This is a genomic window from Paenibacillus sinensis, from assembly GCF_019904155.1.
In the GTDB taxonomy this organism is placed as follows: domain Bacteria; phylum Bacillota; class Bacilli; order Paenibacillales; family Paenibacillaceae; genus Paenibacillus_AQ; species Paenibacillus_AQ sinensis.
Genome location: NZ_JAHCMB010000006.1, coordinates 25,008 through 48,679 on the forward strand (window position 1 = coordinate 25,008; position 23,672 = coordinate 48,679).

Below are 23,672 nucleotides of genomic sequence, written 5' to 3' on the forward strand. Positions count from 1 at the left end.
TCTGAACATGTTGCTGGAATCAGAGACTCAGGAAACCGTCGATAAGGCGGTCAACCAGGCGACACAGTTCAAGGACAAAATATGGGATTGGTTCACGAATGTAGACATGTGGACGAATGTGCTGTTCTCGGGCCTGCGCATTCTTTTTATTTTTATCGTAACCCGGATTATCATTAAGGTCGTCTATGGCGTGATTGATAAGTCAATCGAACGAAAGACGGACAGCCGGTTTCTGGGGAACACAAGACGGTTCTCGACGGTTGGAGAACTGTTGAAGAATACTGTTACGGTCATTTGTAATTTCATTATGATCCTGCTTGTATTATCCGAATTTCATTTTGAACTGGGTCCGCTTCTGGCGAGTGCGAGTGTGTTGGGGCTGGCAATCGGGTTCGGTGCTCAGAGTTTGGTCAAGGATGTAGTTACGGGTTTCTTCATTATTCTTGAGGATCAGTTCGCAGTAGGGGACGTGATCTCCACCGGAGGCATAAAGGGGACCGTCGAAATGATCGGGCTACGGACGACGAAGCTGCTGGGCGGCAACGGGGAAATGTATATTATACCGAACGGCACCATTGCCAATGTGACGAATTATTCGATGTCGAATGCGATGGCGGTTGTTGATGTTCCGGTCAAAATCGAACGCAGCCTCGAAGAGACGCTCAGACTAATCGCCCAGGCGATGGAGGGGATCGAGGAGCGCAACGAGAATGTGGTGGCCGTGCCGAACATCCTCGGCATTCAATCCATGACCACTGCCGAATATGTGGTAAGGGTGACTGCCAACACGCTTCCTAATCGGAGAGAAGCCGCTGAGCGCCAGATTCAGAACGATATCAAGAAGGCGCTTGAACTGCAGCAGCTGAAGGAAGCTGAGAAGGCGGAACAGGAGAAGGCTGAAGCAGAGGCGAAGGCCAGGGCAGAAGATAAGCGGAAGGCGGATAGCCGCGAAGAGAGGGAGCACGGGCTGGGGAGCAAGGATACAGAGGCAAGAAGAGAAGCGCAAAGAGGGGTATTGGAGCAGTCAGCCGGAGAAGAACAGACAGAAGGGAGAAAGCCGGATGGAACGTAAAAGCTTTCAGCTGGGCGATATCGTTCAGATGAAGAAACCCCATCCCTGTGGAACGAATGAGATGGAAGTCATTCGGATGGGGATGGATATCCGCATCAAGTGTACGGGCTGTCAGCACAGCGTGCTGATTCCGAGAGCGAAATTCGAGAAAAACTTAAAAAAAGTATTGCGATCAGCCGAGAATAAAGAAAATGAGCTTGGATCAAATTAAGGCTTGTCATTTCGCTGGAGTCGTGATACAATAAATCTTGCTGCGGAGAGGTACCCAAGAGGCCCAAGGGGGCTGACTCGAAATCAGCTAGGCGTGTCAAAGCGTGCGTGGGTTCGAATCCCACCCTCTCCGCCACCTAGCGCTAATAAATAACCTTCGTCTTTGAAGACGAAGGTTTTTTTGTGCTTTGGGCAAATAAATTGACACATAAAGAGAGGCCCTTTCGGGCCTCTCCGTCAGCAGCGCTTGAATGATTTTTGGATCTCTCTGTACAAAACGCTAAAGCGAGTCAGGAACACTCCGGATTGGCTTTTTAGAACCGCTCCTTCAACGTATTACCTTTATCTACTGTAGTGACTGCAGCAGTATCCTCGTGATTGTGTCGGCTTACGATGTCCAACGGAACCACACCTCTCTCTCGCGCTGCCTAAGTATAGAATGGACAAGAACGAGGAGTTTTATACATCGCCGCTTAATAAAATTAGTGGACCCGGGCTTTCTCGACTTTCTTCCATTTGCGGTTCTTGTTGGCTGTCTCCGGAAACGGATCGCCTTTCTTCATCTGGATCTGTCTGGGATTCTGGATTTGGGTATGGAAGCTGCGGGCTTCCCCGACTTCCACATAAAGTCCGGGGTTAGGGGCTCTATCGCCCTTTTCGAATTCGGTCTGCTCACCCATAGTTCTTCCTCCTGTCTGAATTGTAGTGGAACTGCCGCTTTAGTGTGTGCGACCCGATGGAGGTTCATGTGCTTAAGCCAGGCCCCATATTCAGACAGAAAGCAGGCTTGCATCGCTGCTCCGGATTTGGTATATTATTATAGTTCGAGTTTGTGCTCGATCCTTGCTCCTGACCCGATCAGGGGCCTTAGACCATAAGGAGGTGAAAGTTATGCGCAAATACGAAGTGATGTACATTATTCGTCCTGACATTGAACAAGAAGCCGTTCAAGCAGCAGTCGAAAAATTCCAAGGCATCATCTCCAACGGCGGGGAAATTACGAAGCACGATGTGCAGGGTAAGAAACGTCTTGCGTATGAGATCAAGAAATTCCGTGATGGCGTTTATGTTCTGGTTAACTTTGCTGCAGAGCCTGCAGTTGTTGCCGAGCTGGAACGTATCATGAAGATTTCCGACGAAGTCATTCGTTATCTCATCACGAATGATGTTGTTGCCTAAGACATCCAGGTTCGCTTTGTAAGAACATCGCTCCAAAGGAGGGAAACCCATTATGTTGAACCGTGTCATCCTGATCGGCCGACTGACCCGCGATCCTGAGCTGCGTTATACGCCTCAAGGCGTTGCCGTAACCCAGTTTACGCTTGCCGTAGACCGACCTTTTACCAGCCAAGGCGGCGAACGTGAAGCGGATTTCATTCCGGTCGTTACTTGGAGACAGCTGGCAGAGACCTGTGCCAATTATTTGCGCAAGGGCCGGCTGACGGCGGTAGAGGGACGCATACAAGTCCGGAATTACGAGAATAACGAAGGCAAGCGTGTATACGTAACCGAAGTTATTGCAGATAATGTCCGGTTCCTGGAATCCACCCAGAACCGTGAAGGCGGCAACGCATCCGGCGGTGGCTCCATGCCTGAACCTCCATCGTACGGCGGTGGACGCGGAAACGGTAACGGAAACAGCGGTTTCTCGCGCAACAATAATCAGGATCCCTTTTCGGGCGACGGTAAGCCGATTGATATATCGGACGATGATTTGCCATTTTAATACGGAAGGACTGAACAGACAATGGCTTTTAAACAAAGAGAAGGCGGAGACAACGACAAGAGACCGGCTCGCCGCGGCGGCCGCAACAAGCGTCGTAAAGTATGCTTCTTCACTGTGAACAAGATTACTCACATTGATTATAAAGATACGGAACTGCTGAAGAAATTCATCAGCGAGCGTGGCAAGATTCTGCCTCGGCGTGTAACTGGTACAAGCGCTAAGTACCAACGCGCTCTGACAATCGCAATCAAGCGTGCCCGTCAGATCGCCCTGCTGCCTTACACTACGGAGTAAGCTGGCATAAGGAACGGCCGTCTATCCTCTTGATGAGGACAGGCGGCCGTTTTTTGTGATGCTGCTGGCGATGAGTGGGTGGCCGAGCGATAAGCAGAGGCTGCTGGAAGATGTGGATTGACCATACCTGCAAAATGGTGTAAATTATAAGCAACCTATAGTGAAGGGGAAATTTTGATGTCGGTGAGCGTTCTTAACTAAGCAATTTCATATTGCCTGATTGGATGAATTCAAGCTGCACCTAAGCTTTATTTAAGTGCGCTTAGATCCAGGATGGTGAATGAGTTAGTTAAGAACACGCAAAGCGACAACAGCCTCTTCGGGACTGTTCTTTCGCCTGAAATGATGAAGCCGTGCTCTTGGAGCACGGCTTTTTTGCTGCAACAAGACGCAGAGCATTTCATCATCCCAAGGCAGGGGGACATTCCTAAAGACAAAGGCAAAGAAGCCGCAGCGGCTCTCTTTGCCTTTTTTTGTATCCAAAAGGAGGGTTAGATCATGCATAACGCAAGTCAGGAAATGCTGCAGTACAACGAAATCAAGGCAGAGCTCGGACGTTACGCCGTATCCTATGCCGGCAAATCCCTGGTTCAGCAAATGGAGCCGATGACGGAGCTGTCCCGGATCAAGAAAGCCGCGGAAGAGACGGGCGAAGCCAAAGAACTGTTGATGAAAGGCTCCAGCGTTCCGCTTCCTTCAATGGAGGGAATCGAGTGGGTCATGTCTCTGCTCGGCACAGGCTATCTCTTCAATGAGCAGGATATGACGTCGGTGGCGGTCTTCCTGAACAGCTGTGCCCAGCTGCGGAAGTACATGGCTTCGAAGGATGCTTCTTCGCGAATCGGCGCGTATGCTTCCTCGCTTAACGAATTGAAAGAGGTTAAGGCGGAAATCGAGCGCTGCATCCGCTTCGGAGTTATTGAAGACAGTGCGAGCAAGGCGCTGGAGAAGGTGCGCAAGCGCAAGCGTACCGCAAAGGAGCGGCTGGTCAAGAAGATCGAGAGCGTGATGGCGCGTCATGCCTCGATCCTGCAGGAGAATCTGTACAGTGTCAGAGGCGAGAAGTATGTGATACCGGTTAAGCGGGAATACCACAAGCAGGTTAAGGGTCATGTATTGGACCAGTCGACAAGCGGGCAGACGGTATACATCGAGCCTGACGAGGTCGCTGCGCTCCAGAGTGAGCTGAGCCTGCTGACGGCAGAGGAAGCACGGGAGGAGAGCGTCATATTGAGCCTGCTGACTGGGTTGATCGAACGGGAACAGGACAGTCTTCGTCTGAACATCGAGATCACAGGCGTGTATGACTTTATTTTCGCCAAAGCCAAATACGGACTTGCGATGGGGGCAGAGGCTGTTGCCTGCAATGACCAAGGCATACTGAAGCTGCACGCGGGAAGACATCCAATGCTGCCCGGGATGGTTCCCATCTGCGTGGAGTTCGGTGAAGGGTACCGTTCACTGGTAATTACAGGACCGAATACCGGGGGAAAGACTGTGGTGCTGAAGACCGTGGGCTTGCTGGCGCTGATGGCTCAGTCCGGCCTGCTGATTCCTGCGGCTCCGGAAAGCGAGTTCCCCGTGTTCTGGGATGTGATGAGCCTGATTGGCGATGGCCAGAGCCTGACCCAGTCGCTCAGCACGTTCTCGGCACAGATGAAGGGTGTAGATGAAATGCTGAGAGCGGCAGGAAAGGGTGTTCTGCTGTTGATTGACGAATTGGCAGCCGGAACAGACCCCGGCGAGGGCATCGCCTTGTCCATTGCCTTGTTGGAGGAGCTCAGCCGCAAGCGCGCCAATGTGATGGTGACGACGCATTATAATGAACTGAAAGCTTTCGCGGCAGCTGCTCCGCAGTTCCAGAACGCGAGGATGGAATTCGATCCCATAACCTTACAACCGCTATACAAGCTTAAGATCGGGGAAGCGGGGGAAAGCTATGCGCTGCAAATAGCCGAGAAGCTGGGGCTTCAAAGCTCGGTTATTGAGCGCGCCAGACAAATTACCGGCATTCAGAAAGAAATGAAGACAGGGGGAAGTCAGCTTCATTTCCAGTACGGGGCAGAGGAGAAGTCAAACGATAGGGAAAAAAACGCTAAGAAGCCGGAAACCGAGGCGAAGCTTCCCGCTTATCAAATCGGAGATGCAGTCTTTATTACGTCCCTGGGGAGAACGGGGATCGTCTACCGTGAGCGCGATGCCAAGGGGATGGTCGGTGTGATGGTGCAGAAGCATAAAATGCAATTCAACCATAAACGGCTGAAGCCTTACCTATCCAAGGAAGAACTGTATCCGGAGGATTATGATTTGGATATCGTGTTCGAAACGAAAGAAGACCGGAAGAAACGCAATCTGATGCGCCGCAAGCATGTAGATGGTTTAATGATTGTAAAAGAAAAGGAAGATTTGGATTTTTAATCACCTTGATCGAATGTTTGAATGAGCAGCGGCATATAGTTGGGGTATTTACAATCAGCTGTGCCATAAGCTTATTCGACGGGGCTATTCGGGAGCATTCTGTTGGAATCGAATTCCTGCAGGATGCTTTTTTATCCAGGGGTGTCGGATTTTGTTGTTTCTTTTTCAGCTCGTTGTGATTACAATAGTAATATTGCCTAACTACAATTCATGCCTGTTCCGTGGGAGTAGGTGCCCGCTGCACGAAATCTGTGGGGTTTGATCTCATACTTATAAGTCGTGAGCGCGTATCGGGGAGCGGCATTGCAAATATACACGAAGAGGTGCATTCATCCTTGTCTAATCTATTAATGATAAAGAAGGAATTGATATGAAAAAAAAGTGGAAAAAAATATATATTGCTTATATCGTCGTTCTGGTGCTGGCCGCGGGTGTGTTCCTGTTCCGCAAGCCGCTGACGGTTCTGGCATTCGATCTGTTCCTGTCGGATAAAGTGGAAGCCACGCTTCAGGAGAAGTCGTATCAGCCTCTTAACGAGGACAAGACGGTTAAGCCTGAGCCGATTGTCTATAAAAGCGATCCATTCTCCTTGATGCTGCTTGGTACAGACCAACGCAAGAATGAGACGGCCCGTTCCGATACGATGATCTATGCAGTGGTAAGACCGAATGATTATAAGGTGCTGTTGATTTCCATACCGCGTGACACATACACAGAAATTATCGGTCATGACGATAACAAGAAAGACAAGATTACCCATGCCTACGCTTTCGGCGGTCAACAGATGGCTAAAGACACGATGGAGGCGCTCCTCGGCCACGATATTCAGTATTATGCCACCATCAATTTCAATGGTGTCAAGGATGTTGTCGATGCGCTGGGCGGACTGCCCCTGCCGATCAAGAAGACGATCGAGAACAAAGGCAAAGACCATGAGAAGTTCACCATTGTCGGCGGAAAGGATCTGTACAACGGCGAGGAATCGCTCAATTATGTCCGCTACCGGGAAGACAGTGACTTTAACCGTACCAAGCGCCAGCAGGTCTTCATGGATGTATTGGCGAACAAGATGCTCTCGCTGGGGCAGATCAGCAAGGTGGATGATCTGCTGAGCATTCTGGGCGAGAACTTAAAGACGGATATTCCACCGACGATGATTACCGATCTTGCCAAGAAGTTCATGGGCGGCAAGGAAGCGGATATATCCAGCTTTACCGTAATGGGGGAAGGAACGAAGATTGACGGCATTTATTATGATATGGTCGATGAAAAAGATCTGAAGGAAGCGAAGGCCATGATCGACAATTGGATGAATGCTTCCACTCCGGTAGATCAGTTGATCGAGCCCGGAAAGGCAAGCAACGCTCTGGAAGCAAAAGCGACCTCCGCGGCTCAGTAAAGCCCTTCCAATCTTTGAACATTGAGCGAACATAAGATCAAACCAAGCAGCAGCCCAGGTTACTTTACCGGCTGCTGCTTGCCGTTGTTATGGTATACTGGAACAAAAAAATGATTTCCTGGGGGACTTTCTGAGGAGGACCTGGATAATGAATATTGCGTTTTTTTTGCTGCCCAAGCAGGAGGTGGCCTGTGTGACGCTTGACTCCACGCTGCGGCAGACGCTGGAGCGGATGGAGCATCACAGGTACACGGCTGTCCCCATCCTGAATTCCAATGGCGAATATGCCGGCACGGTAACGGAAGGCGATCTTCTGTGGTATATGAAAGATTCGGGAGGCAAGGCTACGTTTGAGAATGCTTCGAAATTTCTGCTGAAAGACATTCCGTTGAGAATGAGCAACAAAGCGGTGTCTATCGATGCGGACATGGAGGATTTGATCAATCTGGCCAAAGTACAGAACTTTGTACCGGTTGTCGATGATATGAACCGCTTTATCGGAATTGTACGGCGCAGCCAAATTATCGAATACTGCGAGAAATTTGTTACCCGCCAGTCGCTGGAATCCATGTAACGGGCGATTCGGCGCGGATGTCGATCAGGCCTGCATTTTCCGGGTGAGGGAATGCGGGCTTTTTTAGAACATAAGGATTGATAGCCTTCGCATATGAAATATGCCCAATATTTCCCGGTAAATATTCACTGTCTAAAAAAATCGTCAAGCAATTATCTTGGGCAGGCATTGCCGGGGAGCTGCCTTCTGTGTGGCGCGGTATCATTTATGATATAATGGAGAATAAAGCTTTTTCCCGGAGGTAGAGAAGACGTGTCCAATATGCCGAAGGATTTGGATGTAGCCAAACGGGCCAAGGTCATTGAATGGCTGAAGACTGAGGTTATCGATCAGGTTTCACGGTTATTCAAAGCATTATGGGAGGGCAGCACCTCACGGGTCAGCGACAGCTTGGCGAGTCTCATTATGAGTTCGTATATACTGGGACGCAGGCTTGGCATTTCATATCGCGATCTGGATGACGCGCTGATGGAGAAGCTGCGAAAGCACCGGCAGGAAGGTCACCAGCTGGAAGAGTGGTATCAGGATATATCCGCACTAGAAGAACATATGCGTAAGAGGTGAACATTGTTGAAATATCGCTGGACATCCCTGGCCTGGAGTGTTGCCTATCTGCTCCTGCTGTTATCGCTGTCAACCCCATTCATTATTATTACAACTTTGTTTTTGATGGTACCGGCCGTTGTATTGTTCGCGACGTTGAACGTGAGGCAGTTTATCTTAACGATCCTGCCCGTATGGCTTATTCTGGGGATCATCAGTCCGATCTATATCGTGATCGCAGCCTATCTGATTATACCCGCGCTTGTCATGGGACGATGGTATAAAAGGAAGGCTCCGGCCCTGTCAACGATGTTGGCGGGTGCAATAACGCTGATGGGCGAGTTCCTGCTGCTTCTGCTGCTGGGCAAGACGTTGTTTCAATTTGATCTGTATTCCTACGTCTATGATGTGCTCAACGAGATGCGTACGATGGCATTGTCACCGATACAGGAATTCGGAATGGGCGGAATTCTGGGCGACAGCTCCGATATCAGCAACAACAGCCGGGCCTTTATCCAGGTTATCCCGCTTGCGCTTATTATGGGATCTTCCCTGATCACCGTGGTCACGCATTCGATTGTGAGACCGATCCTCGCAAGCATAGGCTATGCCGTTCCGAAGCTGAAGCCTGCCCGGGAGTGGAGAATTCCCAAGTCGTTCATCTGGTATTACCTGATTGCGACGGTACTGCAGATGTTCTTCTATAATTCGAGCAACAATTTTGTGCTCATGCTTACGGATAATCTGGTACCGCTCTTGCGTATCTGCTTCATTATGCAGACGATCGGCTTCTTCTTCTTCGTTGCACATGAGCGGAATTGGAACAAAATATTTCCGGTTGCGCTTTCGGTGATCGCCATCCTGCTGCCTCCGATCTGGATAATCGGAATCATCGATCTGGTGGCGCCGGTGCGTGAAATGGTGTCCAAATCGAAACGATAGGGTGAGTGCTCATGCCAAAATTTTTGCAACGGCGCTGGCACGGCTATCACACCGTTTGGGCGTTCTTGCTGCTGCTGGTTCTGGTTATTGCCGTCAGTATATATAATTGGGTGCTTGGCGTAGTCTGTCTATTCCTGGCCGGCACGCTGTGCATCACCATGCTGAAGACGGAGCTGTCTTTCCGGCGCAATTTGGTGGAATACATCAATAGTCTCACCTTCCGCATCAAGCGGGTGGAAGGTGAAGCGGTCAGCACGCTGCCGTTGGGCATTATTCTGTACGGTGAGGATCGGAATGTTGAATGGAGCAACCGTTACGCCGGAGAGATCTTTGCGCGGAAATCGTTGGTTGGCGATCTGCTGCCCGACCTGCTGCCGGATCTGGGACCTGTGATGGTCCAGCCTGTGAAGCGGGAAAGCGGCAAGGACGGAGTTCAGAAGGAAATCCGGTTGGAAATCAGCGTTGACGAACGTTACTATCAGGTCGTGATCGTACCGAGTGAACGGCTGCTGTATTTGTTCGAAATCACCGAGCTTGTCGATCTGCGACAGCGCTACGAGGAGGAGAAGCTGGCTCTAGGAATCCTGCTGATGGATAATCTCGACGAGGCCGCGCAGGGGATGGATGACCAGCAGAGGACTTCGCTGATCGCAAAGGTTACGAGCGAAATTACCGATTGGGCCAGACAGTTTGATGTATATCTGCGCCGCTTGTCTTCGGAGCGGTATTTGATGCTCCTGAACCACCGCAGCCTGCAGGCGCTGGAGGAGAGCCGTTTCGTCATTCTGGACGAGGTCCGGGAAATGACGGCCGATCTGAAGGTGCCGATGACATTGAGCATCGGCCTTGCCTTCGGTGCCGAGTCCGCCAGCGAGCTCGGCGCTCTGGCTCAGTCGAGCCTTGACATGGCGCTCGGCAGAGGCGGGGACCAGGCCGCCGTCAAGGCGGGCCAGCGGCTGTCCTTCTATGGTGGCAAGACGAATGCCGCCGAGAAGCGGACCCGGGTGCGGGCACGGGTCATCGCGCATGCGCTGCGCGACCTGATCCAGGAGAGCGACCGGGTCATCATCATGGGCCACCGCAATCCCGATATCGACGCGGTTGGCGCGTCGATCGGCCTTCTGCGGGCGGCCCAGATGTACAATGTCGAGGCCGACATTGTGCTGGATGGCCCGAACCCCTCCATTACGCGCATGCTGGATCAGCTGAAGCGGGATGAGGAGCTGTACAGCTCATTCATCAACACAGAGCAGGCGCTGCAGATCATGACCGAGCACACGCTGCTGATCGTGGTCGATACGCACAAGGCTTCCATGACGATGGAACCGCGGCTTGTGCAGTCCGCCAGCCGGATTGTGGTCGTGGATCACCACCGCCGGGGCGAGGAGTTTATCAACGAAGCGGTGCTTGTCTACCTGGAGCCGTATGCGTCCTCGACCTGCGAGCTTGTAACCGAGCTTCTGCAGTATATCCACGAGAAGGTCAAGCTCAGCACGCTGGAGGCGACGATGCTGCTGGCGGGGATTACGGTGGATACGAAGCATTTTGCTCTGCATACGGGGTCGCGGACGTTCGAAGCGGCGGGATTTCTCCGCCGCTTGGGGGCCGATACTGTCCTCATACAGCGGATGCTGAAGGAAGATCTTCAGGAGTACATCTCCAAAGCGGAAATTATCAAGCACGCCCGAATGGTCTACGACCATATTGCGCTCGTTGTGACAGAGGCGGGCATGAAAATTCCGCAGCTGCTGATCGCCCAGACGGCTGACACACTGCTTGGGATGACGAATGTTCTGGCCTCGTTCGTGATCAGCGAGCGGCCTGACGGCCTGATCGGCATCAGCGCCCGTTCCCTGGGGCGGATGAATGTTCAGGTTGTGATGGAGAAGCTGGGCGGAGGCGGCCATTTGACGAATGCTGCGGCCCAGTTGGAGGGAACATGCAAGGATGCGGAGGCCAGACTGCTGGAGGTGCTGGCAGAAATTGAATCGAAAGAGGGTCTGTTCGAATGAAAGTAATATTCATCAAGGATGTTAAAGGACAAGGCAAGAAGGGGCAAATCAAGGAGGTATCGGAAGGTTACGCAACGAACTTCCTGCTGCCGCGCGGTATGGCGCGCCCGGCGACCGATGGCAACATGAAGACGCTGGAGAATCAGGCAGCAGCCGAGCAGCGCCGCAAAGATCAGGAGAAGGAAGAAGCGCAGAACCTCGGTGAGAAGCTGGGTGCCCTGACGCTTGACATGAAAGCGAAAGCCGGGGAAGGCGGCCGGCTGTTCGGCGCCATTACAAGCAAGCAAATTGCCGAAGCGCTGACGAAGCAGAACGGCATTACGATCGACAAGCGCAAGATCGAGCTCGAAGAGCCGATCCGCCATCTGGGAACGACACAGGTTCAAGTGAAGCTTCATACGGAAGTCAAGGCAGTGCTGAAGGTCCAGGTCACGGAGGAATAGTATGGGCGGAGATCTCTTTTTCGATCGGGTTCCCCCGCAGAATCTGGAAGCGGAACAAGCGGTCATCGGCGCGATTCTGCTGCAGGATGAAGCGCTGATAACCGTCATGGAGCGGGTGAGCACCGAAGACTTCTACGACAAGCCGCATCAAATGATCTTTGAAGCGATGATACAGCTCGGAGAAGAGAACCAGCCCATCGATTTGGTCACCCTGACAGCCAAGCTTCAGGATAAGGGAGAGCTTGAGGATATTGGAGGAGTCAGCTATCTGGCCAAGCTGGCGCATGCAGTTCCGACGGCCGCCAATGTGGACTATTACGCTCAAATTCTCGAAGAAAAGGCCATGCTCCGCCGGCTAATTCGCACGGCGACGCAGATTGTCAGCGAAGGCTACAGCGGCGGCGAGGACGTTGCCGGCATGCTGAGCGATGCGGAGCGGCGCATTCTCGAAATCTCCAACCGACGGAGCGGCAGTGGATTTATCGCCATCCGCGATGTGTTGATGGAAGTGTTCGAACGGGTTGAGCTGCTTCACCAGAACCGGGGAGGAACCTCAGGCATTCCTTCAGGCTTCGCCGATCTGGACCGGATGACGAACGGCTTCCAGCGCAACGACCTGATTATCGTGGCGGCCCGTCCTTCTGTCGGCAAGACGGCGTTCGCGCTGAATATCGCCCAGAATGTCGCCGTGCGCGCCAAGGAGACGGTTGCCATATTCAGTCTGGAAATGTCCGCCGCCCAGCTGGTACAGCGTATGATTTGCGCCGAGGCGAATCTGGATGCAAATCTGATGCGAACCGGCGACTTCAAGAGCGATGATGATTGGTCCAAGCTCACGATGGGTATTGCATCGCTCTCGGAAGCGGAGATTTATATTGACGATACGCCCGGAATTACCGTGGCCGATATCCGGGCCAAATGCCGGAGACTCAAAAAGGAGAAGGGGCTCGGCATGATCCTGATCGACTATCTCCAGCTGATCCAGGGCCGCGGCAAGAACGGGGAGAACCGCCAGCAGGAGGTCTCGGATATTTCCCGGACGCTGAAGCAGATTGCGCGTGAGCTGGATGTTCCAGTCATCGCGCTCTCCCAGCTTAGCCGCGGCGTCGAACAGCGGCAGGACAAGCGGCCGATGATGTCGGACCTTCGCGAGTCGGGCTCGATCGAGCAGGACGCTGATATCGTAGCGTTCCTGTACCGGGACGACTATTATAATCAGGAGACTGAGAAGAAGAACATTATCGAGATCATTATCGCCAAGCAGCGTAACGGGCCAGTGGGAACCGTGGAGCTGGTGTTCCTGAAAAATTTCAACAAGTTCGTTAACTACGAGCGTACCCATGCCGAACCATTCGCCGGGTAAGAATACTTCTGACAATTTCCGAACGATTGCACATTCACCCGTGCAATCGTTCGTTTTTATTTGACTTTGAAAATAACGGCTGTTACACTGATAATTGTGCTTTAGCGGATTAAACCGTCTAAGGCGACCGTTTGGGGCTGCTTAATTATTATGATCTTAAGAGGCCCTATCAATAAATAATGGTGCCGACAGCAGCACCAACGGAGGAATGAACATGTCAACGGTAGTCGTTGTGGGAACACAATGGGGAGACGAAGGCAAAGGCAAAATCACGGACTTTCTGGCAGAGCGTGCAGATGTGGTCGCCCGCTATCAAGGGGGCAATAATGCCGGCCACACGATTCTGATTGACGGCAAGAAATTCAAGCTCAGCCTGATTCCATCGGGTATCTTCTATAAAGAAAAGATCTGCGTGATCGGCAACGGCATGGTGATCAATCCAGCCGCGTTAATCGACGAAATCAACTATATTCACGAGAATGGCTTCGATACGGACAATCTGAAGGTCAGTGACCGCGCCCATGTCATCATGCCTTACCATATGGTGCTGGACGCGCTGGAGGAAGACCGCAAGGGGCCGAACAAGATCGGCACAACCCGCAAGGGCATCGGTCCGGCTTATATGGACAAAGCGGCCCGCGGCGGCATCCGGATCGCCGATCTGATGGATGCGGAAGAGTTCGAGTTGAAGCTGCGTCACCTGATGAACGAGAAGAACCAAGTCATCACCCAGGTGTATGGCGGCGAGCCGCTGGATGTCGAAGAGACGCTGAAGCAGTACCTGGAATACGCGGAAGTGCTCCGCCCTTACGTAACCGATACTTCGGTCGTGCTGAACGATGCAATCGATGACAGCTCCAAGGTGCTGTTCGAAGGCGCCCAGGGCGTTATGCTCGACATCGACCAGGGTACGTATCCGTTCGTTACGTCGTCCAATCCGTCGGCGGGTGGCGTCTGCATCGGCTCCGGTGTTGGACCTTCCAAGATCAAGCAGGTTATCGGGGTAGCCAAATCGTACACAACCCGTGTCGGCGACGGTCCGTTCCCGACCGAGCTGAATGACGAGATTGGCGACCTGATCCGCGAGACCGGACATGAATACGGAACCGTAACCGGACGTCCGCGTCGCGTAGGCTGGTTCGACAGCGTCGTTGTCCGCCATGCGCGCCGGGTGAGCGGCCTGACGGGTCTGTCGCTGAACTCGCTGGATGTGCTGAGCGGTCTGAAGACGGTCAAAATCTGCACCGGCTACAAATACCGCGGCGAGATCATCACCCACTATCCGGCAAGCCTGAAGATGCTGGCCGAATGCGAAGCGGTGTATGAAGAGCTTCCTGGCTGGGATGAGGACATCACTTCGGCCAAGACATTGAAGGATCTGCCGGAGAATACCCGCAGATATGTGGAGCGTGTCTCCGAACTGACGGGCATCCCGATTGCCATCTTCTCCGTCGGCCGCAACCGTGACCAGACGAACCAGGTGCTGCCGATTTACGAATAACCCAGCAGAAGTACGAATGAAGTACGGATCAATCCGCCGGAGCCAGCGCTCCGGCGGGTTTTTTAGCTATTGGGCCAACTCCCCGTAAGCGGCGTCCAGTTCATCGTATCACATCTCATCGCAATCACATCGTTCTGTACACTCTGGATGCCCGCCACAGGCAACTGGCCAATTTGGATAGCCGGCTTCCCTACACGTTTCTCCCGGCCCTTATCGGGCATACTGAAGAATAGCCGATCTATGCCCAACCGGGCATGATGAAATACGCGCTATCATGTGCCAGTTACAGGGGAGAGATGAACATGAAATGGGTAAAACGCGGGCTGGGCATCTGCCTGATCGCGGTGTTGTCCGGCTGTCTCACCATTCTGACAACGGGTGTAGTCGTCAACGCCTATGTCCGCTCTGTGATGAATGAAGTCGGTTTGAAGGTGGAGACGCCAGGCCCGGGCTTTGGCGGTATGCTGAGTGCGCTGCTGGGGACCGGAGGGTCCAAGACAGCCGACAAGAGCAATGCGGCCGCCAAGGATAAGAAAGACGGCTCGCAGACGGCATTGGGCACGGCCGGGGCCGTGCCAACGCCATCGGCTTCCGCTTCGTTCGAGGAGGCGGTCCCTACGGCCTCCTCGAATTCCGGCGGGGCAGTGTCCGCAGCAACAACGAAGCAGGGAAGCGGAGGCACCGCCGGAGGGGGACAGGCCCAGGACGATGCACTGCCTGTTATGGGCGCCGTTTCGGAGGACAGCACAGCCGGGACCGATCAGCAGCTCGTTGTCACGCCGGATGATATGAAGGACCTTAAGAAGAACCTGCCTTCCGAGGATAAGGTGAGCATTTTCAACATTTTGATGAAGAAGGTCCCGCAGGATGAGATGCAGAAAATATCCGCCGACATGGAGAACGGGCTGACAGAGCAGGAGGTCGCGGACATTCAGTCGATTATTTCCAAGTACGTTACCCAAGATGAATACAACAAGCTGATGGCGATGCTGACTGCGGATTCCAGCACGCCGTAGCATGGCAATTTCAAGCAGAAATACAGTGAACGTCTTGTGGAGAAAAGGGGTTCAGCTTTAGAAAAATCGGGAGGAACCGGCATGTAAAGCGGAAGTATGAGCTTTCATGCCGGTTCTTTATGTGCTGCGCCCAAAGTTGAAATGTCTCTTTCGCCTGTGTTAAAGTAAACAGGGACCTGATTTGGTTAATTTTTTGTAACTTATTCCACGTCATTCGAATGCGCTTGCTAAAGCGCTCAGCATATACTTTCTGCTCATACAAAAAGTGACCAAGCGGTCTTACCATAGTCCCGGCTGCTTAAGGCGGTATAAGGGGCAGGCTGAAAGGGAGAGTTTCATGAAAGGGAAGAACGACTTCCAGGATTGGAAGAACAGGCATGAGCTGTCTTCCGGCCTGGTGACCGGACAACCGGAGGACGAAACCGGCATGGTGCATACGCAGCCGGAGAAGCGTTCCCGCCGACGGATGCGTCTCGCCTGGCTGGGCGCCGTTGCCGGTGTTGCAATACTGGCCATCTCCGCCGCCTCGGCGCACCAGCATTACGTCGAAGCCAATACGGAGAGTTATTACCGGGTTCTGCTGCACGGCAAGGAGATCGGAACGCTCTACAACAAGGATGATTTGCAGACCCTCTTCAAGACCAAACAGCAGGAATATCAGGACAAGTACCCGGATGAAGTGATGGTGCTCCAGACGGACGGCATTACGACCGAAGCGGAGAAAGCCTACAAGCCGGAAGTGAACAGCGAAGCGACGCTGGACAAGTTGAGTGAAATGCTGAAGGCCTATGCCGTAGGCGTACAGTTGGTAGTCGACGGCAAAACGGTCGGAATTGTCAAGGATCAGGAGACGGCAAGCGCCGTCCTGAAGGGAGTCAAGGACTACTACATATCCGGAGAGACGGAGGCTGCAGCTGCCAAGTCGAAGCTGACCCGGACGGCCGCTTCCACGTCTTCCGCCTCTTCCGGAGATCATGTGCAGTCGGCGGATATTCGCGAGAAGATTTCCATCGTGCCCGTTAAGGCCGATCCCAATAAGGTGCTGGACGTGAAGGAGGCTGTCAAGGCGCTTACCCAGGGCGTTGAATCGCCGCTAGTTTATACCGTTCGTGAAGGCGATACGATTTCCAGCATCGCCAAGCGCTATGGCGTGACGCAGAAGGAGATTTATCAGAACAATCCTGATGTGAAGGAATTGACGCTGCAGATCGATGACGAGCTGAAGCTGACGGTTCCCCAGCCTCCAGTAACGGTCGTTACGACCGAGACGGCGAAGGAAACCATCGTCACAGAGCCTGAGGTTGAGATCCGCACGAGCAGCCTGCTGCCGAAGGGCAAGGTCAAGGTCGTGCGTCCGGGGCAGACCGGACTGAAGGAAATGCAGTACCGGCTGACCAAGGAGAATGGTGAAGTCGTCAAGGAAGAATGGCTCGGTCAGACTGTCCTGAAGGCTTCACTGCCGACCGTCGTGTATCGCGGAACGAAGGTGGTCGGTGTCGGTTCGGGCGGTTTCGCCTGGCCGGTCAGCGGAGCAGTGATCTCCAGCAGCTTCGGCGAACGCTGGGGAAGAGCGCATAAGGGCGTCGATCTTGTCTCCGGCAACCGCACGATCAAAGCGGCTGATGCCGGAACCGTTACCTTTGCCGGTGTCCAGAACGGATATGGCAATGTCGTGGTCATCAGCCATGGCAACGGGTACGAAACCTACTACGGCCACTTAAGCAAAATCCTCGTCTCCACCGGCCAGAAGCTGAGCCAGGGCGAGTCGATCGGCATTATGGGAAGCACGGGACGCTCTACGGGTACTCATTTGCATTTCGAGATCCGCAAGAGCGGCACGGCAATGAATCCGCTGAAGTTTTTGAATTAAAACTGCAAGATGATTGGGAAGAGCCGTCCGGCAGCCGCCGGGCGGTTTTCTTGGCTGGAGAGAAATGTACAGGTTGGCGGGGTGTCCGCAAGTACCTGAATCTGTTTCGAGTGCCTTGATCGCCTCGATTGCCCCAACGGACCGACCGCGCTAATCGCCCCGATTGCACAGACCGTCCGATTGCCCCGTTCTGATCACCTTGACTGCCCCAACTGCCTGGACGCGCTGATCGTCTTGACTGTTTCGACCTCCCCAACTGCCCGGGCTGCCCGACCACGCTAATCGTCCCGACCGCCACGCTGCTTCGACTACCCTAACTGCCTCGATTGCTTTGACCGTCCCGACTGCTGCTAACGCTTCGAAGCCAAGGACTCACTTTTGGAGTCGTGGGGTTATTTTGCTGTTTTTGCCGCCATGGGTGCAGCCTATATACTTCGTAGGATGTGACGCCAGGGCAGGTGTGTTAAAATAAGTGGAAAGAGTTTTATAGTAACAATGAAGGGTGAAACGGTGGAATTATGGCGATGGGAACGATTCTGGTTGTAGATGACGAGCAGCCGATTGCAGATATCTTGAAGTTTAACCTCGAAAAAGAAGGATACGAAGTAGTATGCGCCTTTGACGGGATCAGCGCGGTCGATCTGGCTCTGTCCAAACGGCCCGATCTGATGCTGCTGGATCTCATGCTGCCCGGCAAGGACGGTATGGATGTGTGCCGCGAGGTACGCTCCGCACATCTGGATATCCCCATCATCATGCTGACCGCCAAGGACGGGGAGATCGACAAAGTGCTCGGCCTTGAGATGGGCGCGGACGATTATGTGACCAAGCCGTTCAGCACGCGCGAGCTGCTGGCCCGGGTGAAGGCGCAGATGCGCCGGCAGAACAAGCCAGCCTTGGCGGAGACAGCGAGCGGACCCGAGGAGAGTAAGCAGGGCATCCATCATTTCGATCTGTTCATCGACACCGATATGTATACCGTCTATAAGAACGGGGAGCCGCTCGATCTGACGCACCGCGAGTACGAACTGCTGCATTATATGGTCCGCCATGCTGGCAAGGTCATGACCAGGGAGCATCTGCTTCAGGCGGTATGGGGATTTGAGTATTTCGGAGACGTCCGGACCGTCGATGTAACCATCCGGCGGCTTAGAGAAAAAATCGAGGAGAACCCGAGCAAGCCGGAATATATCTTCACGCGCCGCGGGCTCGGTTATTTGATGCACAGTCCTAAAAACGGAGGATTGTGATGAAAGGGATGTCCTTCTTCCGGACAATTCAAGCGAAGCTGATCATCATTTACGTGCTGCTGATTCTGATTGCGATGCAGCTGATCGGCGTGTATTTTGTAAGCTCTATGAAGAATTCACTGACCGACAACTTCACGAAGGACTTGAAGGCAAGGGCGGAGATGCTGTCCATCCTGACGGCAGACAAGTTCGGCAGCGAAGCGGGCGGCGCGGACGAGGATTCCTCGGTCGACAGCCTCCGCGGCATGGTGAACAATCTGTACATCAGCGGCGCGGAAATTCAGGTACTGGATGCCAGCGGCAAAATCATCACCACCTCGGTTCCGTCGCAGACCGATTATGTGGGACAGCGCAACACGCAGACCGTAGTCAGCCGGGCGCTTCAGGGAATCGGGGACAACGAAGAGTATATTATCGGCGACGACAATGTGCGAAAAAAAGTTGTGGCCAAGCCCGTATGGCTTGGCGGCAAGGTGGTTGGCGCTATCTACATCGCGGCGGACATGAAGGATCTGTATGCGACGATCAGCCGGATCAACAGCGTATTCATCTCCGGCATGCTGATTGCACTCGCACTTACGGCGGTTCTGGGCGTCATTCTGGCGCATACGATTACGCAGCCGATCAAGGAGATGACCCGGCACGCCACGGAGGTCGCAGAGGGCAGCTTCGACCGGAAGATGCCGATCTTCGGCAGTGACGAAATCGGCCAGCTCAGCAAAGCGTTCAACTATATGACGGGCAGACTGAGAGTCGCGCTATCCCAGAACGAGGAGGAGAAGGAGAAGCTCGCCTCTATTCTGACGAATATGAGCGACGGGGTGGTCGCTACCGACGAGACTGGCCGGGTCATCCTGATGAACCGCCGGGCCACGCTGATGCTGGGCTGCTCGGAGAAGCAACTGCCTGCGGGACTGCGGCTGGAGGGGCTGCTCGGCTTGGTTCCCGATCAGACGACGGCGCTGGAAGGCGGCATGGCGCAGTCAACCATGCTGCGGCTGGGCGAGGAAGAGGGCGAGAACCCGAACATCGTCCGGGTCACCTTCACGCCGATCCACCGGCGCGAGGGCGGTACAGCAGGCACGATCGCCGTGCTGCAGGACGTAACCGAGCAGGAAAATCTCGAAGCGTCCCGCCGTGAGTTCGTCGCGAACGTCTCGCATGAGCTGCGGACGCCGCTGACGACGATCAAGAGCTATGCGGAAGCACTCGATGACGGCGCGCTGGAGGACCCGCAGCTTGCCGGACGCTTCGTCGGCGTCATCCGCAGCGAGACGGAGCGGATGATCCGGCTCGTTACGGACCTGCTGCACCTGTCACGCTTCGACTCGCGGGAAGCGCAGCTTCGCTACCAGGAGACCGATATAGCCGAGATGCTGGAGGATGTGGCGGACCGCTTCTCCTTCCAGATTCGGCAGAAACGGATCTCGATCAGCACCGTCGTGCGCCGGGGTGTCACGACGGCCTGGCTGGATCGCGACCAGATCGATCAGGTGCTCGGCAATCTGGTCTCCAACGCGTTGAAATATACGCCAGAGGGCGGGCGCATCGAACTGGAAGCGGGGAAGAGCGAGGCCGGGATGCTGGAGGTGTCCGTTCAGGACTCCGGCATCGGCATTCCGAAGAGAGATATCGAGCGCATCTTCGAGCGCTTTTACCGGGTGGATAAGGCCCGTTCGCGCAATATGGGCGGCACCGGTCTCGGGCTGTCCATTGCCCGGGAAATTGTGAAGGCGCACGGAGGGACGATCTGGCTTCAATCGGAGCTGGACCAGGGCTCCAAGGTAACCTTTACGCTGCCTCTTGACACGCAAAGGGGGGAGCAGGCATGAAGGAACGGGTGAAATCCTGGATCTTGACGCTGCTTGTCCTGAGCAGTCTGGTCGAGAGCTATTATCTGGTCTACCGGCTGCCGGGCAGCGACTCGGCCGTGTTCTCCGAGAACCTGTATGTGAAGACCGACAATATGGGGCCTGAAGAGAAGGCGGAGAACCTGCTGTACCCCAGCCGGATGGTCATTCATCTCGGGAACGGTAAGCATACGCTGTTCTACCCGAGTTCCACCTTCTATAACTTGATCCTGACGAGGTTGAAGGGACGCAGCTTTGAGAGCTTTCAGCGCCGCTCGGTCCAGGACTTCGACTGGGCCAAAATCCGCACCGAGAATCCGGGCATCGAGCTATCCTTCGGCTCCGGGATTCCCGTCGCGCTGCTGCAGCGGATCATGCAGCTGTCGCCGGATTCCCTGTTCGAGGAGGAGAGCATCGACCGGATCTGGATCTATACGGCGAAGAATGATTCGAAGCCGCATGCCGTCTTTTTCAGCACAAGAGGAGATATCGTCTACGAGGCCGCCAAGGCCGACCTTACCGTTCAGGACGTGCAGCAGCATGTGGATTTCGGCAAGTCATGGACGCCATATACGACGGTGAACGGCAGTTACTATGTGCCGGAGAGCAGTCTCTCTCTGCTTCAGGCCGAAATGCCTTCCGGACTGTATACGGTGGAGCAGATGCAGAGCAGTCTCTTCTTTGACGCAGGCAGTACCCGATATATACTGGAAAAAGATGGTTCGGAAATCTACACGGACAGCAAGCGCAGCCTTCAGGTCGACGAAGACCGGAAGTGGATGAGCTACAGCGATCCGACCGCGCTGCCGGCCGGGGAGAGCAACGATGCCAAGGATGTGCTGGAGGCGGTCGATTTCGTCAACCAGCATGGCGGCTGGAATGGCACGTACCGGTTTCAGTCGGCGCAGGAGATTGACCAGGACCGGACGGTCTCCTTCCAGCGCTATTTTGGCTCCTATCCATATGGCGCCTACCCTGTGCTGGATCAGCCGCAGCTTCATTATGGGCAGATTCGCCTCCAGCTTCAGCAGGGTACGGTGACGGCCTATGAACGGTCTCTCATGTACAGTCAAGAGAATGGGGGGACCAAGAAGGTGGCCCAGCTGCCGGGCGGGGACGAGCTCCGCGTGAAGCTGGCGGAAGTCTCCAAGGGCACAACTGTCATCGATTTGTACCCGGTGTACAAACCGCTGGAGAAAGGGAAGAATCTGGAGCTGGTGCCGGTCTGGCAGGTTGAGCTGGGCAATGGAAACACCACAACGCTGGAATGACGACGGATAGGGAAAAGGAGGGGAGTTCATGGATTGGGGAAGGGCCAAAAGTGTGCTGATCTACTCGTTTCTGCTGCTGAATCTGCTGCTGTGCTACCAGCTGTGGATCGATCTGCGCGATCAGGCGAGCGCCAGCATGGACTTCACCTCGCTGTCGGATGCCACCCAGCAGATTATGAAGGAGAAGGATATCCGTATCCTGTCTCCGATTCCGGCGAATACGCCCCAGCTCCCCGACATCACCTACCGCTACTCGGCGGGAGATGGGGATGGGACGGTGAAGCTGAACCAGCCGGTAGACAGCAAGCTGATCTTTACGTTCTCCGAGCTGAGCGCGGAGCTTCAGGATGAAATTCCGGATATCGGGAATTTCCGGTTCGACTCGCTGGAGAGCGAGGGCGGCGTGTTCGTGCTTCATCCGCTGGTCGACGGCAAGTGGCCGTTGTTCAGCGTGAAGCTTGAACTGATCTACGACAATCAGAAGATCGTCGCCTACCGGCGGCCCCAGATCGAGATCGGCGAGAACGGTAAAGGCAAGGCTCAGAAGGTGCTGCCGGCGTCGAAGGCGCTGGGCAGTCTGATTGAGAAATTTTTTCCGCAAGGAGCCGCAGTAAAGGAAATCGAGCTTGGCTACTACGGCGAGCTGTTTAATTCGGAGAGCCAGGTGGCGGCGCCGATGTGGCGGTTTATGCTGGAGGACGGCAAGACGTATTACGTGAACGGCATCAGCGCCGATATCATCAGTCCCAAGACGCCTTGAGCAAAAGGGTCCGGGATGAATATAAGAGGGGAAGACAACGATGGGAATATCTTTTACGGTGCTGTCCAGCGGTTCGACCGGTAACGCCACGATCATACGGGGCGGCGGCAAGACGGTGATGATCGATGCGGGTCTCAGCGCGAAACGGATAGAGGAACTGATGGCCATACGCGAGATGAAAGGCGAAGAGCTGGCCGGCATCCTCGTAACGCATGAGCACTCCGACCACATCAAGGGGCTTGGAGCGGTGGCGCGCAAATATAATCTGCCGATCTATGCCAACACGAACACCTGGGGAGCAATCGAGAAGAGCATCGGCAGCATTGAAGAGCATAACCGGCATATTCTGGAGACCGGCGAGCATCTTGATTTCGGCGACATGCGGGTCGAGTCGTTCGCCATCTCGCATGACGCCGCCGAGCCGGTCGGCTACAACTTCTATGATGGCAAGGACAAGCTCAGTGTGGCAACAGACCTGGGCTATGTCAGCGAGAAGGTGAGGCTGGCGATTTCGGACGCTGACGTTCTCGTGCTGGAAGCTAACCACGACATTGAGATGCTCCGGATGGGGCGCTATCCCTGGAATACGAAGCGGCGGATTCTCGGCGATATGGGCCATTTGTCCAATGACGCGGCTGGCGCGGCGCTTAGCGAGATTCTGACGGGACGCACAAAGCGGACCTATCTCGCCCATCTGAGCCGCGATCACAATATGATCGATCTTGCGAGAATGTCGGTACGCGCGGCGATGGAGGACCGGGGCTGCTTCTACAAGGATAGCGAGTTCAGGCTGTGCGATACGTATTACGACCGGCCTACGCCATGGGATACGGTGAGCGAATCATAAGCTGATCCAGCTCGGACATTTTGCCCTCAAGCTCGCGGCGGGTAATGAATCCCTTGTCGATCATAAGCTCGACCACTGCGCTGAGCGTGAGTGTGAGGTGGTAGTGCTCGTCCTTGAGATCGCCGAGCTTGCCAATAAATTGCACCAGATCCATACTGCTCATTGAAGATTCCATGACCTCATTACACATCCTTTATATGGGAAGTTTTATTTTGCGGGAACAGGCCGCATCTTCCCGCCGCTGTGATACAATAGGAGGGCGAAGCGGAGCCCGAAGGTTCGGGAGCTGCCTGGGAGAGCGTCTGCAGGTG

Annotated in this window: 24 protein-coding genes and 1 tRNA gene; 23 read left to right on the forward strand and 2 right to left on the reverse strand. The window is 54.2% G+C overall.

The window, feature by feature from the left end; all coding sequences use genetic code 11:
* The first annotated feature begins 7 nt into the window (after positions 1-7).
* From KIH86_RS00175 to KIH86_RS00185, 3 genes are all read left to right on the forward strand, one after another.
* Complete coding sequence (locus KIH86_RS00175; RefSeq protein ID WP_223087941.1) at positions 8-1,072, forward strand: mechanosensitive ion channel family protein; 1,065 nt, start codon at positions 8-10, stop codon at positions 1,070-1,072.
* Positions 1,062-1,283 (forward strand): DUF951 domain-containing protein, encoded by a 222-nt coding sequence (locus KIH86_RS00180; protein ID WP_223087876.1) that lies wholly within the window; start codon positions 1,062-1,064, stop codon positions 1,281-1,283. The genes KIH86_RS00175 and KIH86_RS00180 overlap by 11 nt, the downstream gene beginning before the upstream one ends.
* 44 nt (positions 1,284-1,327) lie before the next feature.
* Positions 1,328-1,418, forward strand: a tRNA-Ser gene (locus KIH86_RS00185).
* Between the two features lie 346 nt (positions 1,419-1,764).
* Here KIH86_RS00185 and KIH86_RS00190 read toward each other — a convergent pair.
* The gene (locus KIH86_RS00190) at positions 1,765-1,962 is read right to left on the reverse strand and encodes a YjzC family protein (RefSeq protein WP_223087874.1); all 198 of its coding nucleotides are present in this window, start codon (positions 1,960-1,962) and stop codon (positions 1,765-1,767) included.
* Positions 1,963-2,173: 211 nt separating this feature from the next.
* On the opposite strand from KIH86_RS00190, the gene rpsF reads away from it, so the two are divergent.
* The 20 genes from rpsF to KIH86_RS00290 all read left to right on the forward strand — a co-directional run bounded on the left by rpsF (position 2,174) and on the right by KIH86_RS00290 (position 23,361).
* On the forward strand, positions 2,174-2,461 hold the full coding sequence (gene rpsF, locus KIH86_RS00195; protein ID WP_223087872.1) for a 30S ribosomal protein S6: 288 nt from the start codon (positions 2,174-2,176) through the stop codon (positions 2,459-2,461).
* 52 nt (positions 2,462-2,513) lie between these two features.
* The gene (ssb, locus tag KIH86_RS00200; protein ID WP_223087870.1) at positions 2,514-3,008 is read left to right on the forward strand and encodes a single-stranded DNA-binding protein; all 495 of its coding nucleotides are present in this window, start codon (positions 2,514-2,516) and stop codon (positions 3,006-3,008) included.
* A 21-nt stretch (positions 3,009-3,029) separates the two neighbouring features.
* A complete protein-coding gene (rpsR, locus tag KIH86_RS00205) occupies positions 3,030-3,302 on the forward strand; it encodes a 30S ribosomal protein S18 (RefSeq protein ID WP_038699819.1) in 273 nt (90 codons plus the stop codon).
* A gap of 273 nt (positions 3,303-3,575) precedes the next feature.
* Positions 3,576-3,797, forward strand: coding sequence for a hypothetical protein (locus KIH86_RS00210; protein ID WP_223110242.1), 222 nt, complete (start codon positions 3,576-3,578; stop codon positions 3,795-3,797).
* 3 nt (positions 3,798-3,800) lie between these two features.
* Positions 3,801-5,720: an endonuclease MutS2 gene (locus tag KIH86_RS00215; RefSeq protein ID WP_223087863.1), complete on the forward strand. Its 1,920-nt coding sequence runs from the start codon at positions 3,801-3,803 to the stop codon at positions 5,718-5,720.
* A gap of 370 nt (positions 5,721-6,090) precedes the next feature.
* The gene (locus tag KIH86_RS00220; protein WP_223087861.1) at positions 6,091-7,119 is read left to right on the forward strand and encodes an LCP family protein; all 1,029 of its coding nucleotides are present in this window, start codon (positions 6,091-6,093) and stop codon (positions 7,117-7,119) included.
* Between the two features lie 148 nt (positions 7,120-7,267).
* Positions 7,268-7,693: a CBS domain-containing protein gene (locus tag KIH86_RS00225; RefSeq protein ID WP_223087859.1), complete on the forward strand. Its 426-nt coding sequence runs from the start codon at positions 7,268-7,270 to the stop codon at positions 7,691-7,693.
* 261 nt (positions 7,694-7,954) lie between these two features.
* The gene (locus tag KIH86_RS00230) at positions 7,955-8,257 is read left to right on the forward strand and encodes a MazG-like family protein (RefSeq protein WP_223087938.1); all 303 of its coding nucleotides are present in this window, start codon (positions 7,955-7,957) and stop codon (positions 8,255-8,257) included.
* A gap of 6 nt (positions 8,258-8,263) precedes the next feature.
* On the forward strand, positions 8,264-9,178 hold the full coding sequence (locus KIH86_RS00235; RefSeq protein ID WP_223087857.1) for a DUF2232 domain-containing protein: 915 nt from the start codon (positions 8,264-8,266) through the stop codon (positions 9,176-9,178).
* A gap of 11 nt (positions 9,179-9,189) precedes the next feature.
* Positions 9,190-11,190 (forward strand): DHH family phosphoesterase, encoded by a 2,001-nt coding sequence (locus tag KIH86_RS00240; protein WP_223087854.1) that lies wholly within the window; start codon positions 9,190-9,192, stop codon positions 11,188-11,190.
* A complete protein-coding gene (rplI, locus tag KIH86_RS00245) occupies positions 11,187-11,633 on the forward strand; it encodes a 50S ribosomal protein L9 (protein ID WP_223087852.1) in 447 nt (148 codons plus the stop codon). Before KIH86_RS00240 ends, rplI begins: the two co-directional genes overlap by 4 nt.
* 1 nt (position 11,634) lies before the next feature.
* Positions 11,635-12,996 (forward strand): replicative DNA helicase, encoded by a 1,362-nt coding sequence (gene dnaB, locus KIH86_RS00250; protein ID WP_223087850.1) that lies wholly within the window; start codon positions 11,635-11,637, stop codon positions 12,994-12,996.
* Positions 12,997-13,210: 214 nt separating this feature from the next.
* A complete protein-coding gene (locus KIH86_RS00255; RefSeq protein ID WP_223087847.1) occupies positions 13,211-14,497 on the forward strand; it encodes an adenylosuccinate synthase in 1,287 nt (428 codons plus the stop codon).
* Between the two features lie 302 nt (positions 14,498-14,799).
* Entirely contained in the window at positions 14,800-15,513 is a 714-nt protein-coding gene (locus KIH86_RS00260) for a hypothetical protein (protein ID WP_223087844.1), read from the forward strand.
* Between the two features lie 337 nt (positions 15,514-15,850).
* Positions 15,851-17,383, forward strand: a complete 1,533-nt coding sequence (locus tag KIH86_RS00265; RefSeq protein ID WP_223087841.1) for a peptidoglycan DD-metalloendopeptidase family protein — start codon at positions 15,851-15,853, stop codon at positions 17,381-17,383.
* 518 nt (positions 17,384-17,901) lie between these two features.
* The gene (gene yycF / locus KIH86_RS00270) at positions 17,902-18,633 is read left to right on the forward strand and encodes a response regulator YycF (protein ID WP_316503370.1); all 732 of its coding nucleotides are present in this window, start codon (positions 17,902-17,904) and stop codon (positions 18,631-18,633) included.
* The gene (gene walK / locus KIH86_RS00275; RefSeq protein WP_223087839.1) at positions 18,633-20,465 is read left to right on the forward strand and encodes a cell wall metabolism sensor histidine kinase WalK; all 1,833 of its coding nucleotides are present in this window, start codon (positions 18,633-18,635) and stop codon (positions 20,463-20,465) included. Before yycF ends, walK begins: the two co-directional genes overlap by 1 nt.
* Positions 20,462-21,754, forward strand: coding sequence for a YycH family regulatory protein (locus KIH86_RS00280; protein ID WP_223087836.1), 1,293 nt, complete (start codon positions 20,462-20,464; stop codon positions 21,752-21,754). Before walK ends, KIH86_RS00280 begins: the two co-directional genes overlap by 4 nt.
* Before the next feature lie 28 nt (positions 21,755-21,782).
* Positions 21,783-22,514 (forward strand): two-component system regulatory protein YycI, encoded by a 732-nt coding sequence (yycI, locus tag KIH86_RS00285; RefSeq protein WP_223087833.1) that lies wholly within the window; start codon positions 21,783-21,785, stop codon positions 22,512-22,514.
* Positions 22,515-22,554: 40 nt separating this feature from the next.
* Positions 22,555-23,361 carry an MBL fold metallo-hydrolase gene (locus tag KIH86_RS00290; RefSeq protein WP_223087831.1) on the forward strand — a complete coding sequence of 269 codons (807 nt, stop codon included), beginning with the start codon at positions 22,555-22,557 and terminating at the stop codon, positions 23,359-23,361.
* Here the strand turns inward: KIH86_RS00290 and KIH86_RS00295 are convergent.
* On the reverse strand, positions 23,330-23,524 hold the full coding sequence (locus KIH86_RS00295; RefSeq protein ID WP_407672217.1) for a hypothetical protein: 195 nt from the start codon (positions 23,522-23,524) through the stop codon (positions 23,330-23,332). The two genes, KIH86_RS00290 and KIH86_RS00295, sit on opposite strands and share 32 nt — an antisense overlap.
* Between the last annotated feature and the right edge of the window lie 148 nt (positions 23,525-23,672).

Excerpts from the sequence above, each read along its gene's own strand:
- dnaB (WP_223087850.1), top strand. The coding sequence starts at position 11,635 with ATGGGCGGAGATCTCTTTTTCGATCGGGTTCCCCCGCAGAATCTGGAA.
- rplI (WP_223087852.1), top strand. The coding sequence starts at position 11,187 with ATGAAAGTAATATTCATCAAGGATGTTAAAGGACAAGGCAAGAAGGGG.
- KIH86_RS00240 (WP_223087854.1), top strand. The coding sequence starts at position 9,190 with ATGCCAAAATTTTTGCAACGGCGCTGGCACGGCTATCACACCGTTTGG.
- KIH86_RS00295 (WP_407672217.1), bottom strand. The coding sequence starts at position 23,524 with ATGAGCAGTATGGATCTGGTGCAATTTATTGGCAAGCTCGGCGATCTC.
- KIH86_RS00280 (WP_223087836.1), top strand. The coding sequence starts at position 20,462 with ATGAAGGAACGGGTGAAATCCTGGATCTTGACGCTGCTTGTCCTGAGC.
- KIH86_RS00230 (WP_223087938.1), top strand. The coding sequence starts at position 7,955 with ATGCCGAAGGATTTGGATGTAGCCAAACGGGCCAAGGTCATTGAATGG.
- KIH86_RS00290 (WP_223087831.1), top strand. The coding sequence starts at position 22,555 with ATGGGAATATCTTTTACGGTGCTGTCCAGCGGTTCGACCGGTAACGCC.
- KIH86_RS00225 (WP_223087859.1), top strand. The coding sequence starts at position 7,268 with ATGAATATTGCGTTTTTTTTGCTGCCCAAGCAGGAGGTGGCCTGTGTG.
- KIH86_RS00210 (WP_223110242.1), top strand. The coding sequence starts at position 3,576 with ATGGTGAATGAGTTAGTTAAGAACACGCAAAGCGACAACAGCCTCTTC.
- yycI (WP_223087833.1), top strand. The coding sequence starts at position 21,783 with ATGGATTGGGGAAGGGCCAAAAGTGTGCTGATCTACTCGTTTCTGCTG.
- KIH86_RS00180 (WP_223087876.1), top strand. The coding sequence starts at position 1,062 with ATGGAACGTAAAAGCTTTCAGCTGGGCGATATCGTTCAGATGAAGAAA.
- KIH86_RS00175 (WP_223087941.1), top strand. The coding sequence starts at position 8 with ATGTTGCTGGAATCAGAGACTCAGGAAACCGTCGATAAGGCGGTCAAC.
- ssb (WP_223087870.1), top strand. The coding sequence starts at position 2,514 with ATGTTGAACCGTGTCATCCTGATCGGCCGACTGACCCGCGATCCTGAG.
- KIH86_RS00255 (WP_223087847.1), top strand. The coding sequence starts at position 13,211 with ATGTCAACGGTAGTCGTTGTGGGAACACAATGGGGAGACGAAGGCAAA.
- KIH86_RS00220 (WP_223087861.1), top strand. The coding sequence starts at position 6,091 with ATGAAAAAAAAGTGGAAAAAAATATATATTGCTTATATCGTCGTTCTG.
- KIH86_RS00265 (WP_223087841.1), top strand. The coding sequence starts at position 15,851 with ATGAAAGGGAAGAACGACTTCCAGGATTGGAAGAACAGGCATGAGCTG.
- yycF (WP_316503370.1), top strand. The coding sequence starts at position 17,902 with ATGGCGATGGGAACGATTCTGGTTGTAGATGACGAGCAGCCGATTGCA.
- rpsR (WP_038699819.1), top strand. The coding sequence starts at position 3,030 with ATGGCTTTTAAACAAAGAGAAGGCGGAGACAACGACAAGAGACCGGCT.
- KIH86_RS00190 (WP_223087874.1), bottom strand. The coding sequence starts at position 1,962 with ATGGGTGAGCAGACCGAATTCGAAAAGGGCGATAGAGCCCCTAACCCC.
- rpsF (WP_223087872.1), top strand. The coding sequence starts at position 2,174 with ATGCGCAAATACGAAGTGATGTACATTATTCGTCCTGACATTGAACAA.
- KIH86_RS00215 (WP_223087863.1), top strand. The coding sequence starts at position 3,801 with ATGCATAACGCAAGTCAGGAAATGCTGCAGTACAACGAAATCAAGGCA.
- KIH86_RS00260 (WP_223087844.1), top strand. The coding sequence starts at position 14,800 with ATGAAATGGGTAAAACGCGGGCTGGGCATCTGCCTGATCGCGGTGTTG.
- walK (WP_223087839.1), top strand. The coding sequence starts at position 18,633 with ATGAAAGGGATGTCCTTCTTCCGGACAATTCAAGCGAAGCTGATCATC.